Genomic DNA, 16206 nt, shown 5'->3' on the forward strand with positions numbered 1-16206 from the left:
TAAAAAGTTTCACACACAAAAGCAAAGGGGATTCACTATTTTAAAAATCCCCTTATTTTTTACTAATTTTTCAATAAATAATTTCAAATGCTAATCCAAATCTTCCCCATTGCTTGCGATAACTTTTTTATACCAGTCAAATGATTTTTTCTTGCTTCTCTTCAATGTTCCATTTCCATCGTTATCTCTATCTACATAGATAAATCCGTAACGTTTTTTCATTTCTCCAGTTCCCGCACTCACTAAGTCAATAGGTCCCCAAGTTGTATACCCTAGAAGTTCTACTCCATCCAGTTCAACCGCTTCCTTCATTGCCTTTATATGATCTCTCAAATAGTCAATTCTATAATCATCTTCCACATATCCATCTGCATCTGGAACATCAACAGCTCCAAGTCCATTTTCCACAACAAACAACGGTTTTTGATATCTGTCATAAATTTCGTTTATTGTAGTTCTAAATCCTAACGGATCTAGCCCCCATCCCCAGTCTGTCACTTCAATATACGGATTTCTCATTGTTTTTAATAAGTTTCCTTCTCCAAGTCTATCAGCTTCAGCAGAGATACAACGAGTTGTATAGTAAGAAAAACTAACAAAATCAACTGGATTTTCCCTCAAAATTTTCTCATCTTCATCTGTAATTCCAATGTTTATATTTTCTCTTTCAAAAAATTTCTTAGCATAGGCAGGATAATATCCACGAGCCTGCACATCTATGAAAAAATAATTTTCTCTGTCTTTTTCAAGTGCAGTCCATACATCTTCAGGCTTAGAAGTAAGTGCATAAAATTTCCCGGCTGCAAGCATACATCCAATTTTATTTTCCGGATCAATTTCATGCCCAATTTTTGTAGCCCAAGCGCTTGCCACCAATTCGTTGTGTGCCGCAGTATATAAAACCTGATTTTTATTCTCCCCTTCTTCAAAAACAATTCCTGCTCCCATAAACGGTGCATGTAACAAAATATTAATTTCATTAAATGTAAGCCAGTATTTTACAAGTCCTTTATATCTAGTAAAAATTACAGTACACAATCTTTTGTAAAAATCAATAACTTTTCTGTTTCTCCATCCGCCATATTCTTTGATTAAGTGAATAGGAAAATCAAAGTGCGTTATTGTAACTAATGGCTCAATACCGTATTTTCTACATTCCTTAAATACATTTTCATAAAATTCAAGCCCTTTTTCATTTGGAGTTTCTTCATCTCCATTTGGGAAAATACGAGTCCATGCTATCGACATTCTATAGGTCTTAAATCCTATTTCTGCAAATAATGCAATATCTTCCTTGTATCTATGATAAAAATCAATCGCCCCTTTAGCAGGATAAAAATGCTCATCGTCAAATTCCAGCATTTTTCGCTCGCCAGTAATCACAGCAAGCCTGTCTTCCCCAACTGGCGACAAATCCACATTGGCAAGCCCTCTTCCATCCACATTATAAGCTCCTTCAAGCTGATTTGCGGCAGTAGCTCCGCCCCATAAAAAGTCTTTTCTAAATCCCATTTCTATCTCCTCCTAAAAAATTTTCGTATTTAATATTTTTAATAATTTTCTTTACATTAAAAATATAACACTAAAATCTTACAAAAACAAGAGCATTTATCAATTTTCCCCATTGTTTCAAAATTATGTCTATTGTAATTATTTTTTTGATACTTTCGGTTCATTTGTCTCATAATTTTTACTGACTTTCAGTGAAGTATTTATATTTTTGTAGTAATTCAACACTAAAAGCGAAGTGAAAAATATGTCCAGCACATAATTAATCCCAGTAAATAGCGACACCATCTCAAAACTCAAAATATAATTTGGAGCATGTATTTCAATATATTCCGAACATGCTTTTTTTATTTCTTCAGATGATCCATTCCCAATTCCTACGACAAATACATTCCTTTTTTTCAAATATTCCGCAATTCTAATCATATAGGGATTATTCCCTGAAAGCGAGATAATAAGAGCCATGTCTTTTTCCCCTTTTTCCGCAGAAATTACATAATGCTCATTAAGACCATCATAAGCCGCACTCTCTATTCCAAGCGTCATAAATTTAAATGAAGCCAATTTTGCTAATATATATGAAATTCCAGTTCCATAAATCTCAATTTTCTTAACATTTTTAAGTTTTTCAATAATTTTTTCCATAACAGGTGTATCCAAATTAAGTTTTGTAGCCCCAATAACTCTTTCATAAAGCGATGGAATAATTGAGATAATTTCATCGTATTTTGTTTCACTGTTTACAGGCTCTTCGCTAAGCAGTCCTTTAATTTTCATCATTTCCTCGACTTCCTTATCCAGACTTCTCTGAAAGTCCCTATACCCTTTAACCCCTAGTTTTCTGCAAAATCTCACAACAGTAGCCTTGCTCACAAACGCCTTTTTAGCCAGACTCTCCGCTGACAGCAAATGTACCTCATCCAAGTGTTTTAAAATGTAATCTGCTATTTCATTTTCATTATTTGTAAAATTCTCCTTTTTTTCCAGTTTACTAATAATCATCCTTCACCTTCTTATTAAATAAAAAAGGCAAAACCAAAGGGGGAAAACATTTATTAGAAGCATTTCCCGCCATTTCAGTTTTGTCTAATCCAAATAGTAATAACTCAAATTTATAAACTTCACATATTCTTTACATAACCATTATACCTTGACTTTCCTATTTGTCAATAGCAATTTATTTTTTATTTTTGCTTTTTCAAATTTAATTTTATTCTGTATATTCAAAATCTTCTATTATCTTTTCCAAATTTTCCTTCGTAAAATTTTTTCTCAAATGCTCCAATTTACACTTCAATTCCTTTTCTTTTTCAAATATTCCAAGTTTATTCTCATATTCATCCAGCTTCTGAACACCTTTTTTTATATTATCAAAAACAGCCTGCCTTGTAACCCCACATTGTTCAGCAATTTCCGAAAGTGAGCTGTTTTCCTCCAGATAAAGTTCCAAATATTGCCTTTTCTTTTTGGGGAAAAGTTCTCCATAATATGAAAACAAAACTGAATATTTCAAAAAATCTTCCAATTTATCCATATATTCAACTTCCTCTTTATTTTTACTTGTAATTTCATTTCTCAAATCAAAATTATTTATTAAACAAAATTTATATATTTTTTAGTTTTTCAATTTTTTTACACTCTGGTTTTTCCATACATACTGTTCCATTTTATTTTTAGCGATTTTCTGCTTTGCAATTAAAATTTTATCCAAAATACTTTGATACATTTCATTTTCATTTCCAAAAATGGTTTTATGCAATTTTTCACATTTTTCCAGTAATATAACTGATTTTTTATAACTTTTGTTTTCAAAATAAACATTTGCCAAATTATGTAAAATATTAAAATACAAATTACTATTTTCTCCTACTTCTTTTTCTAGAACTTCAAGAGCTACATTCATACAATTTTCTGCTAACTTTTTTTCTCCAATTTTCAGATAGGAATTTACCATATTGCTTCGAATAATCGCACTTTGTACTTGACTATTTTCCGCATCTTCCAATATTTCCAAACTTTTTTTTTGCCATTTTACCGAATCCTTATATCTATCCGTTTCTTCAAAAAAAAGTCCAAGATTATTACATATTCCTGCAAATACATATTCATTCCTAAAATCATTCTTTTTATAAGTCTTTATCGCCTTAAAATATTTTTCCTCAACCTCTTCATACTTTTTCATAGTTCTGTAAACTTCAGCCAGATTCGCATTACAAGTCACAAAAGCCATAGTATTTTCTCCATAATTTTTTAACACAATTTTTTCAACTTTAGATAAATGTCTTATTGCCTCCTCAAATTTCCCAACATATTTTAAAACATTCCCCAATTCAGTCAACACTTTTACGCTCTCATCACTTTCCTCACCATACAGCCGTCTAAACAACACCTTCAATTCCCGTAAAACAATAATTTCCTTTTCAATTTCTCCATTATTCACATATTCTTCCCTCTTTACAAGCAAGTCTTGTATTCTATTCTCTTTTACTTCCTTCTCTTTCTCAGTCATCTATAAGTTTCCTCTTTTAAAAAATTTATTCTTAATCTATTATTGTTTATAATACCACAAATTCACCAATAAATCTAATTTTTTTCAAGAAAATTAATTAAAAACTCTCGTTTATCTAAATAATTAAAAATAAAGTTATAAACAAAAAAGACTAAACTCAGAATTTACTATTCCAAGCAAGTCTTTTCCAATTTCATTTTAACATCTCTAGTAAACTAAAATTTTTATTTTTTCAAACGTTGCTTTGCCATCCACTCAAACAAATGTTCCCCTTTATTATTCACAGGCATATTTCTAAGACTATAAATCCAGCTCCAGTGTCCATTGTACTCAGTTTCACCAATTTTTACATTTGGATAAGAGGAAAGTATTGCTCCATATTTTGAAAGAACATCATAAACTCTTTTACTTGTATTTTCGTAGGAAATAGTCGGATCATTTTGTGCGTGAATCATCCAAAGCGGTTTATTTCTTATTTTCATCAAATCCTGTGTAGTAGTTGCAACTACGCCAGAAGTAGCCGCTTTATCAACAGCAGCTGCACTTGTACTAAATGCCGCAAAATAATTTGGATATTCAATCATCATTCTAAACGACATATATCCACCAGCAGAAGCTCCAAAAACATAAATTCTATTTTTATCAACATTATTTTCAGAAGCAAATTCATCAATCATAGCCTTCACTGATTTTATGTACCCTTTACTATAATTATTGTACCAAGTACCGTCAACTTGCGGTGCCACAACATAAGCTCCGCCAAATATCTTTTGTGTTTTATCTTCTACAAAAGCCACTGCCCCACGATTTGCCAATTTTTGTGAAACATTATTCCGATAATCCTTGTATCCGCCTTCACCATTCCCATGAAACCATATTATAAGCGGATGTTTCTTCCCATCATCTTTATTAACAGGTTTAAAATATCGATAATTCATTCCACTTTTAGACTTCGCTGCTACAAACTTATCAGCTTCCTCATCAACAATTTTCCCTTGTCTATAAAATCCTGCTTTATAACCCTTTATTTCCTTTTTTTGCTCCACCCTATACTCCAAGTCCATCAATACATTTCGAGAAACATCCCCAGTAACATAACTCAAAGTGTTTGCTCCAGCCACATCTTTCCCATATTTCAAGTTAATAACAATATTTCCCTTGTCATTCACATAAATATTCTCAATTTCCCTCTCAACTTCAAATGTCCCCGAGGATTTAGTCTTATCGTCTAGCACAATTCCAGCGTCTTTTGGCAAAGTTCCTTTAGCAAAAACTTTAAATGTATCTTTTTCAATTTGCTTATTTTGAATATTTTTCCCTTGCCCTTTTGTATCAATCTCAATAGAAACAATATTTTGCCCATAATCAAATACTTTTGCATGTATCAAATAATTATAAAATGGGGAACGATTACTTAAGAATACTTCACTAGAAATTCCCAATACACTTACCAAAAGCAAACCTACAAACACCAATACCTTCGTTCTCATAGCCATCACTTCCTCTACAATATTTTTTATTTCAAATTTAATTGATAAAATTATTAAATAAAGTAAAAATTTAAAAGTAAACTATTTTATCTTTAATTTCCTATACCTATTCACCGCCGCACAAAATTCTTGCTTTCTCGGTAATGCCAAATTTCCTGGATGCCCTGTGTACGAAGAAATTGAATCAAGCCCTTCTTTTTCAATTCTTTCATAAATCCTGTCAGCCGCTTGCAAAAGTGTCAGTTTTTCATCCAGCACCTTATTTTTAAAATAGTCAATCATTACGGCAATGCAGTTTGTCTGGCTGTCATCCACAAGCTGCTCCAGCCCTGAAATATCAATTAATTCTTTTCCATATAGAATGCTGTATTTCCCTTTGGCTCTTGTTTTATCCAGTTTTCCTGACTGCGAAAAACTTTTTTTAAGTGGAATACGCTGTGTAATTCCTTGAAATTTATCATTTGAAGAAAATTCTCTCTTGTTTTCATCCAATTTTGCAATTTCCTTCGCCTTTTCCGTTACATCTTTTGGCACATATTCATCCATCATTATAACGTGATTTGCCACATCAAAATAATCTCCAGAACCACCGACAATCAATATCGTAGAAACTCCAAAATTGTCATAAAGTTCCTTTACCCTGTCAATAAACGGTGTTATCGGCTCTTTCTCCTTTACCACAAGTTTTTGCATTCTTCCGTCACGAATCATAAAATTAGTAGCCGAAGTATCCTCATCTATTAGAAGTAAAGAAGTCCCATATTCCAGTGCTTCTGCCACATTTGCCGCTTGCGACGTGCTTCCGCTCGCATTTTCAGTTGAAAAAGCCCTTGTATCCTTATTTTGTGGCAAGTTATTGATAAATCCGCTTATATTCACCTTTTCCACATTTCTTCCATCTTCCGCACGTATTTTTACCGCATCCGATTCAGAAATTATAAATTCACGCCCATCTTGAGCAATGTGATTGTAAACCCCTCTTTCAAGTGCTGCAAGCAACGTGGATTTTCCGTGGTAACCTCCACCCACAATTAGCGTAATTCCTTTTGGAATTCCCATTCCGCTTATTTCTTTCCCACTTGGAAGTTTTAATGTAATCTCAAATTTTTCTGGACTTTTAAACTTAACTGCATTTTTCATAGGTCTATCCGAAACTCCACTTTCACGTGGAAGCACAGAATCATTAGCCACAAATGCAACAAGCCCTTTTTCCTTCAACATTTTTCTCGCATATTCCTGATCCAGCACTAGAATTACCTGCTCATTTAACGCTTTTTTATTCAAATTATCATAAATAATGGATTTTTCCACAATTTCAGGCAGCTGCTCAAAAATAATTTTCTGTGCAGCTTTTCCCATTATCCGTCTGCCTCTCGCAGGCATACCCATTTCAAACCTCACTTCAACTTTATCTCCCTTTATCAGAACTGAAGTTCTTTCCAAAATTTCCTGTCTGCACCTGTCAATAAAAATTCTTCCACTTCCCCCAGTTCCTGTACTGTCATTCCCACTTTTCTGAATTTCCCTATAAAAATTTCTCGTAAGAAAATCCGAAACTGCAATATTCTTATCCTTCGTATCCGTGAGCTCATAAGGAATCCCACAAATTTTTCTATCCATTATAACTCTCATTTTTGAAGGCGGAGCATAAGGATCTGACTGCACATGATCAATCGCAAGAATATACTTTTCAAATTTATATTCCCCTTTAAGTGACTTATACGCCAAATAACTTTTTCCATCCATTGAAAATAATATTTTTTCTAATTCTTTATAATTTTTCATTTCTGTAAACACTCCTTTCCCAGCCGCCACATATCTTTCTATTCTCATTTTAACACACTTCTCTTTTATTTCCCAAATTCTTTTTTTACTACAATACAAAAACCCCACAGGTATATTAAAATCTGTGAGGCTGAAATATAACAAGGTAAAATTAACAACTTTTTTAGTTTTATTAAACTGAAAATATAACACATTTATTTTAACTATTAAATTACCATTTTTTATTACACAACACGGGTATGTTCAAATTTTTTTAAAAATATTTAGTAACATCAAAAAATACAATAACCAACATCAATACAAGCAAAAATATCATTCCAATTACATGTATTTTTTCCTCTATTTTTTTATTAACTTTTATTCCAAAAAATTCAGGAATAACAAATATTATTCTTCCTCCATCAAGTGCTGGAATAGGTAGCAAATTCATAATTCCAATATTTATTGAAATAAGAATAAATATTACAAGCAATGCAAAAAATCCGCCTTGTCCGTAAGCTTGCCCAACAATCTTTGGCAGGCCAACAGGTCCTGTCATTTCCTTCATTGCCACTTTTCCAGTTACAAGCATTCTCACACCATCAAGTGTCAGTTTAAAATAGTCCCGAAATAATACAAAACTCATTTTTATTCTTTCATTAATATTCGTCTTTTGCGATAAAACCTGTATTCCAAGTAAATTTGCCTTCGCTTCTTTATTATACGTCAATTTCACATTTTCTGTAATTTCCTTATCATTTCTCAAAATTTTCAAACTTACATCTTCATCTTTATAATTTTGACTAATTTTCAAAACTTTTTCCGACATTTCCACCCAGTTTGACACATTTTCTCCATTAACTGCCAAGATTCTATCGTTTACTCTCAATTTCTCCTTTGCTCTGGAATCTACCTGAATTTCTCCAACAACTGGCGCTGTATATTTTATAGGCATCACTCCTGTTATTGAAAGCATCACAAATAAGGCAATCAAGGCAGAAATAAAGTTCATCATAACTCCTGCAATAAGTACAACAAAACGGCTAAACGGCGACTTGGCAAAAAATCCATTTTTTTGAATATTTTCCTGCTTTTTCAATTCCTTTTCCACATTCTCATCCAGCCTTTTCGACACTTCATTGACAAATTCTTCGCTTTCAATTTCATCAGATTTTTCACTTAATCCTTTTTCATTTCTCAGTTCCTCAATAATCTCGTCAGTTTTTTCCTTTTTAAACCTTTCTAAATCAAAATTTTCAGGCTGCATCCCTTCTATATTAACAAATCCTCCAAGAGGAAGAACCCTAATCGAATAAACCGTTTCCCCTTTTCTCACTGAAAAAATCTTAGGTCCCATCCCAATTGCAAACTCTGAAACAGGCATTCCAAAATATTTAGCTGTCGCAAAATGCCCCAATTCGTGCAAAAATACTATTACCCCTAAAATTACTATTGTAAAAATTATTCCCATTTATCTATTCTCTCCATTTTCTTTTATTTTCATATTTATATTATTTCCTATTTAAAGATCAAAAATCAAACATTCATGAAATTAAAATCATTTTTTTTACATGATTATGTTATTATACGACCTGTGTAACTATTAAAATATCCTTTAATTAAATTTAATCATTAGGATAAATACTTAAGAATTAAATTTCATTTTTTTTGCAAAGCTATCAAATTAATTATTATAAAATTTTATTTCTATTTTTTTAATGGACTTAGTATTAAAATAAATTATTAAAAAATACTGCTTTAAATGAGAAAAACCCATAAAAAGCAGCTAAATTCCAAAATTAACTTATTTGTATTATAATAAGTTACTGTCTCTTGATTCTTCTCCTAATGAAGCATCAATGTCTTCATAGTCGATTCCAACTGGAATAGAAGTCAAAACTTTATCAGTAACCTTTGAAAGGTGTGCATTCATTGCATAAGCAGCTCCACTCACAAAATCTATTACTCTTTGTCCCACTTCATATTCTAAAAATTCCAAACTGAATGTTACAACTTTATTTTCTTTTATTGCATCAGCAATTAATCTCGAATCTTCAAAAACTTTTGGTCTGATAATCGAAACATAGCTCACTTTTGACGACGCCATTTTTGTAATTTCCTCCTTTTTTCCTACTCCAAAAAGACTTCCAATGCCTTTTTTCTCTTCTGGTTGTTTTTCTTGTTCAACTCGATTTACTGCTGGTTTTGGTTGAACTTTTGCCTGTTGAGTTTGTGACGGCTGTTCTACTGCCACTTCTTTTCTTTCATCATTTGACAATTCTTCAGATAACTCATCATCATCATCTTCAATATCATCGCCAAAAAATTCCATTATTTTTCTTTTAAGTCCCAAAGTATAACCTCCTATTCAAATAACTTACTTCCTATTCTAATTATAGTAGCCCCATTTTTCAAGGCTTCTACATAATCATTCGACATTCCCATAGAAATCTCAGTAATATAATCATGCTGCTTTTGGTATTCTTCTTTTAGTTTTCTCATATTTAAAAAATAATCATTTATTTCAGACTCACTTGCCTCAAATGGTGCCATGGTCATAAAACCTATTATTTTTACATTACTCATAGAAAAATACTTTTCGCTATCTTTTTTAAAATCTTCAATGTAAACTCCTGTTTTGGACTCTTCTTTTGAAACATTAACTTGAATCAATCCATTTATAATTCTGTCATTTTCAATAGCTTTTTTATTTATTTCATCTAAAAGTTCATAAGAATCAATCGAATGTATTAAATTCACACTATTAATTATATACTTTATTTTATTTTTTTGCAACCTTCCAATAAAATCCCATTTGATATTTTTATATTTCTCATCTGAAAATTCATTTAGCTTGTCCCGATAAAGCTGAGCCCTATTTTCGCCAAAGTAATCATACCCCATCTCAATCAGAGCCTTGTGTTCTTCGACATCAAAATACTTACTTACAAATAAAATTTTAACTTTTTCAGGATATGGAGAATATTTTTTTATATCTTCCAAAATTTTTTCATAGTTCTGTTGAATTTTTACACTATCAAGTTTCATTTTTGCTCCTTATTATTTTTTGACTTGCTTTGTAATTGATTAATTCCTATTTATTTTCTATAAGTACAAATATGATATTTTTCACAGTTACACTATTATAACCTTTTTTTCAAATAAATTCAACAAATACATTATTTGCCAGCAACATTCCTCTTTTTGTTAAACGAAGCCTTATTTCATAAGTCTTTTCTGCCATTTTTTCATCAAAAGATTCATTATTTTTGACTTTATTTTTTATTTCTTTTTCTTTTGTATCAATAAATTTTTCAATTTTTTGTTCTCTTTTTTCTGAAAAATCCACTTTTTTCACAATAAATTTTTCCAATAATCCATTTTTTATAAGTTTTTCAACTCTCTTATCCTCAAAATACCCAATTCCCTCCTGAATCAGCCTTAACCCCAGCATTCTGATCAACTTTTCACTTTCAATTTCATCCACAATTTCCACCGTATTCTCATCGATCGGTAATTTTTCATTATCCAGAAATTTATAATATCTATTAAATGTACGAACATTGCTATGGCGATTTTCTCCATAATAAGCCGCTGCACTCATTCCAACACCAATAAACTTTTTATTTCTCCAATATTTCAAATTATGTCTTCCACTATTTTTTTGTCTTTCCTTAATCATCTCAAAGCTTTCTATATTTTGAAATATTTCATTTTTCAATGTTTCTTCATTCTTCTTAATTTCTGAAAAATTTTGAAAATCTATTCTCTTTTCTAAATTATAATTTTTATTAATATTTCTATTTTCCTCAAAATTTTTGTCAATTCGTGCAAAATTTGATATTTCATAATGGCAATACCCATTTTCATTAAAAAATTCAATAATCATCTCATACATCTGAGCTTCCACATCCTGATCAATTTCTGACAGAATACCCTTTTGCAACTTACTCCAGAAAACAGTCCCTTCTTCCCATATAAGCGAATAAATCGAAACATTTTCAGGCTTTAATTCTCTCAAAATGTTCAAATCCCGCTGTAAATCTTCAATGCTTTGATTAGGAATTCCAAACATCAAATCCACAGTAATATTCTTAAATCCAGCTTTTCTAGCCATTTTGTACACATTTACCGCATCATCTGAACTATGCTGTCTTCCAATAAATTTCAGAACGTGATTCTGAAAGCTCTGTATCCCAATACTCAGCCTGTTTATCCCAATTTCCCGAATTTCCTTCAATTTTTCCAAAGTCATGTCAGTCGGATTTAATTCCAAAGTAATCTCCGCATTCCCAGTCCAGTTCAATTCATCCATTATTTCCTTTATCATCCCAACTGGCAATACCGAAGGCGTTCCCCCACCAAAATAAATCGTATCATACTTAAACTTTGGGTACATCCTAATTTCTCTAATTAAATAATCTACATATTTTCTATATTCCTTCTCCATTCTCACAAACGTGCAAAAATCACAGTACTCACATTTCTTATCACAAAACGGAATATGAATATATATTGCATCAACATCTTTTTCTTTTATTTCTATCATTTTTCACAAGTTCTCTCTAAAAGTTTTTATAATTACAGTCAATCTGCTTTAAAAATTAGAATTAAGCAAGTCTGAAACAAAAAAGATCAGAAAAAACTGAACTTCCGCCAAAAATTGGACATTTAGTTTAAGTAATCTTCTGATCTCTTTAAAAAATTATAATCCTAAAAATTTTGAAAATTCTTCCATTGTTTTATCAAGTTTTGCTTTTACATTTTCATTTGAATCTGCATTCACACTAAAGTAGAATTTAATTTTTGGCTCTGTTCCAGATGGACGAGCTGTAATGTAAGTATTGTCTTCAAGAACAAATTGTAAAACGTTTTCTTTTGGTAATTTTATTTCAGTTTCTGCTCCTGTTTCCAAGTTGTATTCTTTGTGTGATAAGAAATCACGTTTAATTTTTATCTTTTTACCAAGCAGTTCGTCTTTTACATTTTCTCTCAAGTTACTCATAAGAGCAGCCATTTGTTCAATTCCATCTTTTCCTTTAAGAGTGACAGATTTTATTCCTTCTAGGTAATATCCAAATTCTTTATATAATTTTTGCAATTCTTCATAAATTGAACTTCCAATTGAATCATAGTAAGCAGCCATTTCAGCGATTACCATTGAAGTTACCAATGCATCTTTATCCCTTGCATGTGTTCCGATCAAATATCCATAGCTTTCCTCAAATCCAAATAAATATGTTCCATCCAGTTCTTTGTTTTCAAATTGTCTAATTTTTTCTCCAATATATTTAAATCCTGTCAATGTTTTCATAACTCCAACATTTTTTGAAGGTGCAATAACGTCAATCATTGGTGTAGAAACAACTGTTGTAATAACTTTTGCATTTGTAGGAATGTCTTTCTTATTATTTAAAAGATACTGCAGTAACAATAATCCAACTTGGTTTCCATTTGGATAATACCATTCATTTTTATCATCTTTTACAGCAATCCCGATTCTATCTGCATCAGGATCATTTGCCATAACTATTTTTGCTCCAATTTCATCAGCTAATTTTACTCCAAGTTTAAATGCAGCTTTTTCTTCAGGATTTGCATAAGTTACAGTTGGAAAGTTTCCATCTGGCTCAATTTGTTCCTTCACGACTTCAAAATTGTACCCAAAATCAGATAAAATACGTTTCATTGGACGTCCACCAGTTCCATGAAGTGGAGTGTAAACTATTTTGAAATTTTCTTTCCCTGGAATATCTGTTTTTAAAGTTTGTGTTTTTATTGCATCTAAATAATCGTCATCAATTTTTCCATCCAATTGAATAATTAATCCTTTTTCTCTTCCTTCTGCTTCAGAAATTACTTTAATTTCTTCAAGAGTCTGAATTTTATTAACTTCAGCAACAATAGCAGGTGCATGCGGATCTACTACTTGTGCTCCATCATCCCAGTAAACCTTGTATCCATTGTATTCCACAGGGTTATGCGAAGCAGTTACAACGATTCCAGCCATAGTTCCTTTATATCTTACTCCAAATGACAATTCAGGAGTAGAACGTAAATCTTCATAAATATATGCCTTAATTCCATTGGCAGCCATAACTCTCGCTGTATTCAAAGCATATTCCCTTGAGCCAATTCTACAGTCATGAGCAATAATAATCCCTTTTTCTTTTGCCAATTTTTCATCAAAACTTAACATGTAATTTGCAAGACCTTGAGTCGCTTTTCTAATTACGTATTTATTAATTCTGTTAGTTCCAATCCCACGAACACCTCTAATTCCACCAGTTCCAAAGCTTAAATCCTTAAAAAATCTGTCTTCAATTTCTTTATCATTTCCAGCCAGACTTCTCAGCTCTTCCTTATCCTTTTCATCAACAGCTTCTGAATTTAACCAATATTCGTATTTTTTCATATATTCCATGGTACGCCTCCTAAAATTTTTATTTAAATAATTTTAATTTCTTTTATTTTGACAGTTTATTTTGAATTAAATATTGCCAAAAATTTTTCTATTCTATATTAATTTTACCATATTAATTTAATTTAACAAATACTTAAACGAAAAAAATTACAATTTTTTTACTAAAATTAAAACTAATACAAAAAACATTACAATAATATTCACAATAAACGGCAAAAAAGGGTTAAAATTTAATAAATGTCCTGATAACAGCGAACCTATAGCAGTTCCAAGCGAACCCACTGCAGATGCCACTCCCAGTATCTTCCCCTGATTTTCCTTATATCTCTGAGCAATAATCGTATTTCCAAGCGAACGTACAATCTCATAAGTCATTGTATAAAGAGCCATCAAAAGATATGGAGTTACACCAAATTTAACTCTAAACAAAATCACTGCCATTAATATTATCCCAACAAAAATCAAAAATTTATAAATACTTTTTTCTTTAAACTTTTTTAATAATTTCCCCAGCAAAAATGCAGTTCCAAAAAATGCAAATAATGAGGAACACATAACAAAAGTTCCAATTGTATCAGAAGAAACTTTTTTATAAAATTTCAAAAAATAGTTTAAAGCACTTCCATAAGAATAAATTCCTATTCCTGAAAGCAGTATTATAAGACAGAAAAATTTGGAATATCCATCTAATTCCTTAATATATCTAAAAGTTGCAAATGGGTTTAAGTCCTTTTTATTTTTTTTTTCTTCTAATTTATTATCTTTTTTCACTATTTCCTTCATAACCAACAAAATAATTATTGAAACAATACTTCCACCAATAAACTGTAATGCAAATGAAAATCGTGGATCATTCATAGCAGTTGCGACATATCCCCCTATTTTCTGTCCAATTGCTCCGCCAATTACAGTAGCAGAACTTACTTTGGCAATATTCTTAGCCTTTTCTTCTTTTTCAGACAGCTGACTCACATATCCAAATGCCACAGCAAATGTTCCCCCCGAAGCAAATCCCGAAATCATCCGTGCTAAAAATATAAGTGGCAAATTCGTTCCAAATCCAAATATAAGCTGTGACATTCCATAACAAAATGGCATAAACACAAATATCCTCTTCATCCCAACTCTATCCGCCAAAGCTCCCAAATAAGGCGAAGAAATAAACATAGCCGTACTCATGAACGCCAGCAGTTCTCCCGAAATACTTTTTTTCCATCCTCTCAGTTCAATTAGTGCAGGCGTAGCAGGATGCCCTAAATTATAAACAATAATACATAAAAACATCAATACTATCATCCTATTTATGTTTTTTTTCATTTTTCCATCTCCTTTCCTTTTAAATATTTATGTTAATTCTAATACTATTTCCTGTTTAAATAGCAAATGTTTAATAAATTTTGAATTACATACTATTTGGTAAGAAATTAAAACTTTTGTCCTTAACATAGTTTCTATTTTATAATGGGATTTAGTATAAATAATTCAGAATACAGTTATAAAATTAATTCTGAAAAAACAAAAAACCAGACATTACTCTGGTTTTTATAAAAATATTTATTCAAAATCTCTAATTTTAGAATAATCCTGGAATACTTACTCCACCAGTAACTACTTCCATTTCTTTTTCAGCCATTTCTTCAGCTTTATCCAAGATTTCATTTACTGCGTTTACAATTAAGTCTGAAACAATTGTTGCATCATTTTCTTCAATTGCATCTTTTAATACATCCAATGAAATTGATAAATCTACAATTTTTTTCTGTCCGTTTGCTTTTACAGTAATTCCTCCACCAGCAACAGATGTTTCTACAAATTTATCTTTTAATCCTTCTTGAATTTTTAACATTTCTTGTTGCATTACTTGAGCTTGTTTGATTATATCCTGTTGATTTCCACCAGATTTATTTCCTGCTCCTTTTATTTTTCTAACCATAGTTAATAATCCTCCTACGAATTATGATTTAATATTTATAACATTTTTTATTTTTATAAAAAAAAATGGTGGAGAGAGAAGGATTCGAACCTTCGAAGGCTGAGCCGGCAGATTTACAGTCTGATCCCTTTGGCCACTCGGGAACCTCTCCACAACATTCTAAATTTTAAATAGTGGTGCCGCTTGTCGGACTCGAACCAACCACCTACTGATTACAAGTCAGTTGCTCTACCAGATGAGCTAAAGCGGCATTAAATGGCGGAAGTGACGAGACTCGAACTCGCGACATCTTGCGTGACAGGCAAGCACTCTAACCAACTGAGCTACACCTCCATAAAAATGGTGGTCACAATTGGGTTCGAACCAATGACCCCCTGCTTGTAAGGCAGGTGCTCTCCCAGCTGAGCTATGCGACCATAAAACAATCACCATTTAACATTAAATATTCAATTTTAAAATTGGTACGGCCTAGGGGGATCGAACCCCTGTTACCGGGATGAAAACCCGAGGTCCTAACCACTAGACGAAGGCCGCACATTCATTCCCATATCTGTATTTACAATACTAACAGACAAGA

Annotated in this window: 13 protein-coding genes and 5 tRNA genes; all 18 read right to left on the reverse strand. The window is 31.6% G+C overall.

Annotated features, from left to right (window positions below; translation table 11 throughout):
• Positions 1 to 90: 90 nt before the first annotated feature.
• The 18 genes from BQ5344_RS02975 to BQ5344_RS03060 all read right to left on the reverse strand — a co-directional run bounded on the left by BQ5344_RS02975 (position 91) and on the right by BQ5344_RS03060 (position 16163).
• Positions 91 to 1512 carry a 6-phospho-beta-glucosidase gene (locus BQ5344_RS02975; RefSeq protein ID WP_071124103.1) on the reverse strand — a complete coding sequence of 474 codons (1422 nt, stop codon included), beginning with the start codon at positions 1510 to 1512 and terminating at the stop codon, positions 91 to 93.
• A gap of 138 nt (positions 1513 to 1650) precedes the next feature.
• On the reverse strand, positions 1651 to 2511 hold the full coding sequence (locus BQ5344_RS02980) for a MurR/RpiR family transcriptional regulator (RefSeq protein WP_071124104.1): 861 nt from the start codon (positions 2509 to 2511) through the stop codon (positions 1651 to 1653).
• A gap of 208 nt (positions 2512 to 2719) precedes the next feature.
• Positions 2720 to 3043 carry a YlxM family DNA-binding protein gene (gene ylxM, locus BQ5344_RS02985; RefSeq protein ID WP_036070251.1) on the reverse strand — a complete coding sequence of 108 codons (324 nt, stop codon included), beginning with the start codon at positions 3041 to 3043 and terminating at the stop codon, positions 2720 to 2722.
• 81 nt (positions 3044 to 3124) lie between these two features.
• Entirely contained in the window at positions 3125 to 4018 is an 894-nt protein-coding gene (locus BQ5344_RS02990; RefSeq protein ID WP_071124105.1) for a tetratricopeptide repeat protein, read from the reverse strand.
• Between the two features lie 224 nt (positions 4019 to 4242).
• Positions 4243 to 5508, reverse strand: a complete 1266-nt coding sequence (locus BQ5344_RS02995) for a prolyl oligopeptidase family serine peptidase (RefSeq protein WP_235846098.1) — start codon at positions 5506 to 5508, stop codon at positions 4243 to 4245.
• An 81-nt stretch (positions 5509 to 5589) separates the two neighbouring features.
• Positions 5590 to 7341, reverse strand: a complete 1752-nt coding sequence (locus tag BQ5344_RS03000) for an ABC-ATPase domain-containing protein (RefSeq protein WP_235846099.1) — start codon at positions 7339 to 7341, stop codon at positions 5590 to 5592.
• Between the two features lie 205 nt (positions 7342 to 7546).
• Positions 7547 to 8743 carry a M50 family metallopeptidase gene (locus tag BQ5344_RS03005; RefSeq protein ID WP_071124107.1) on the reverse strand — a complete coding sequence of 399 codons (1197 nt, stop codon included), beginning with the start codon at positions 8741 to 8743 and terminating at the stop codon, positions 7547 to 7549.
• Between the two features lie 342 nt (positions 8744 to 9085).
• Positions 9086 to 9625, reverse strand: a complete 540-nt coding sequence (locus tag BQ5344_RS03010) for a cell division protein SepF (RefSeq protein ID WP_235846100.1) — start codon at positions 9623 to 9625, stop codon at positions 9086 to 9088.
• An 11-nt stretch (positions 9626 to 9636) separates the two neighbouring features.
• Positions 9637 to 10320: a YggS family pyridoxal phosphate-dependent enzyme gene (locus BQ5344_RS03015; RefSeq protein ID WP_071124108.1), complete on the reverse strand. Its 684-nt coding sequence runs from the start codon at positions 10318 to 10320 to the stop codon at positions 9637 to 9639.
• Positions 10321 to 10429: 109 nt separating this feature from the next.
• The gene (hemW, locus tag BQ5344_RS03020; protein ID WP_071124109.1) at positions 10430 to 11821 is read right to left on the reverse strand and encodes a radical SAM family heme chaperone HemW; all 1392 of its coding nucleotides are present in this window, start codon (positions 11819 to 11821) and stop codon (positions 10430 to 10432) included.
• A 156-nt stretch (positions 11822 to 11977) separates the two neighbouring features.
• Positions 11978 to 13696: a phospho-sugar mutase gene (locus BQ5344_RS03025; protein WP_071124110.1), complete on the reverse strand. Its 1719-nt coding sequence runs from the start codon at positions 13694 to 13696 to the stop codon at positions 11978 to 11980.
• A gap of 147 nt (positions 13697 to 13843) precedes the next feature.
• Entirely contained in the window at positions 13844 to 15013 is a 1170-nt protein-coding gene (locus BQ5344_RS03030) for an MFS transporter (protein WP_071124111.1), read from the reverse strand.
• 256 nt (positions 15014 to 15269) lie between these two features.
• Positions 15270 to 15629: a YbaB/EbfC family nucleoid-associated protein gene (locus BQ5344_RS03035; RefSeq protein ID WP_015770281.1), complete on the reverse strand. Its 360-nt coding sequence runs from the start codon at positions 15627 to 15629 to the stop codon at positions 15270 to 15272.
• Positions 15630 to 15695: 66 nt separating this feature from the next.
• Positions 15696 to 15780: transfer RNA gene (locus BQ5344_RS03040), tRNA-Tyr, on the reverse strand.
• A 23-nt stretch (positions 15781 to 15803) separates the two neighbouring features.
• Positions 15804 to 15879, reverse strand: a tRNA-Thr gene (locus BQ5344_RS03045).
• 6 nt (positions 15880 to 15885) lie between these two features.
• Positions 15886 to 15962: transfer RNA gene (locus BQ5344_RS03050), tRNA-Asp, on the reverse strand.
• A gap of 7 nt (positions 15963 to 15969) precedes the next feature.
• Positions 15970 to 16045, reverse strand: a tRNA-Val gene (locus BQ5344_RS03055).
• A 43-nt stretch (positions 16046 to 16088) separates the two neighbouring features.
• A tRNA-Glu gene (locus BQ5344_RS03060) sits at positions 16089 to 16163 on the reverse strand.
• Positions 16164 to 16206 lie beyond the last annotated feature (43 nt).

Source organism: Leptotrichia massiliensis, from assembly GCF_900104625.1.
Classification (GTDB): Bacteria; Fusobacteriota; Fusobacteriia; order Fusobacteriales; family Leptotrichiaceae; genus Leptotrichia; species Leptotrichia massiliensis.

Coding starts and splice junctions, on each gene's coding strand:
- BQ5344_RS02975 (WP_071124103.1), bottom strand. CDS start 1,512: ATGGGATTTAGAAAAGACTTTTTATGGGGCGGAGCTACTGCCGCAAAT.
- BQ5344_RS02980 (WP_071124104.1), bottom strand. CDS start 2,511: ATGATTATTAGTAAACTGGAAAAAAAGGAGAATTTTACAAATAATGAA.
- ylxM (WP_036070251.1), bottom strand. CDS start 3,043: ATGGATAAATTGGAAGATTTTTTGAAATATTCAGTTTTGTTTTCATAT.
- BQ5344_RS02990 (WP_071124105.1), bottom strand. CDS start 4,018: ATGACTGAGAAAGAGAAGGAAGTAAAAGAGAATAGAATACAAGACTTG.
- BQ5344_RS02995 (WP_235846098.1), bottom strand. CDS start 5,508: ATGAGAACGAAGGTATTGGTGTTTGTAGGTTTGCTTTTGGTAAGTGTA.
- BQ5344_RS03000 (WP_235846099.1), bottom strand. CDS start 7,341: ATGAGAATAGAAAGATATGTGGCGGCTGGGAAAGGAGTGTTTACAGAA.
- BQ5344_RS03005 (WP_071124107.1), bottom strand. CDS start 8,743: ATGGGAATAATTTTTACAATAGTAATTTTAGGGGTAATAGTATTTTTG.
- BQ5344_RS03015 (WP_071124108.1), bottom strand. CDS start 10,320: ATGAAACTTGATAGTGTAAAAATTCAACAGAACTATGAAAAAATTTTG.
- hemW (WP_071124109.1), bottom strand. CDS start 11,821: ATGATAGAAATAAAAGAAAAAGATGTTGATGCAATATATATTCATATT.
- BQ5344_RS03025 (WP_071124110.1), bottom strand. CDS start 13,696: ATGGAATATATGAAAAAATACGAATATTGGTTAAATTCAGAAGCTGTT.
- BQ5344_RS03030 (WP_071124111.1), bottom strand. CDS start 15,013: ATGAAAAAAAACATAAATAGGATGATAGTATTGATGTTTTTATGTATT.
- BQ5344_RS03035 (WP_015770281.1), bottom strand. CDS start 15,629: ATGGTTAGAAAAATAAAAGGAGCAGGAAATAAATCTGGTGGAAATCAA.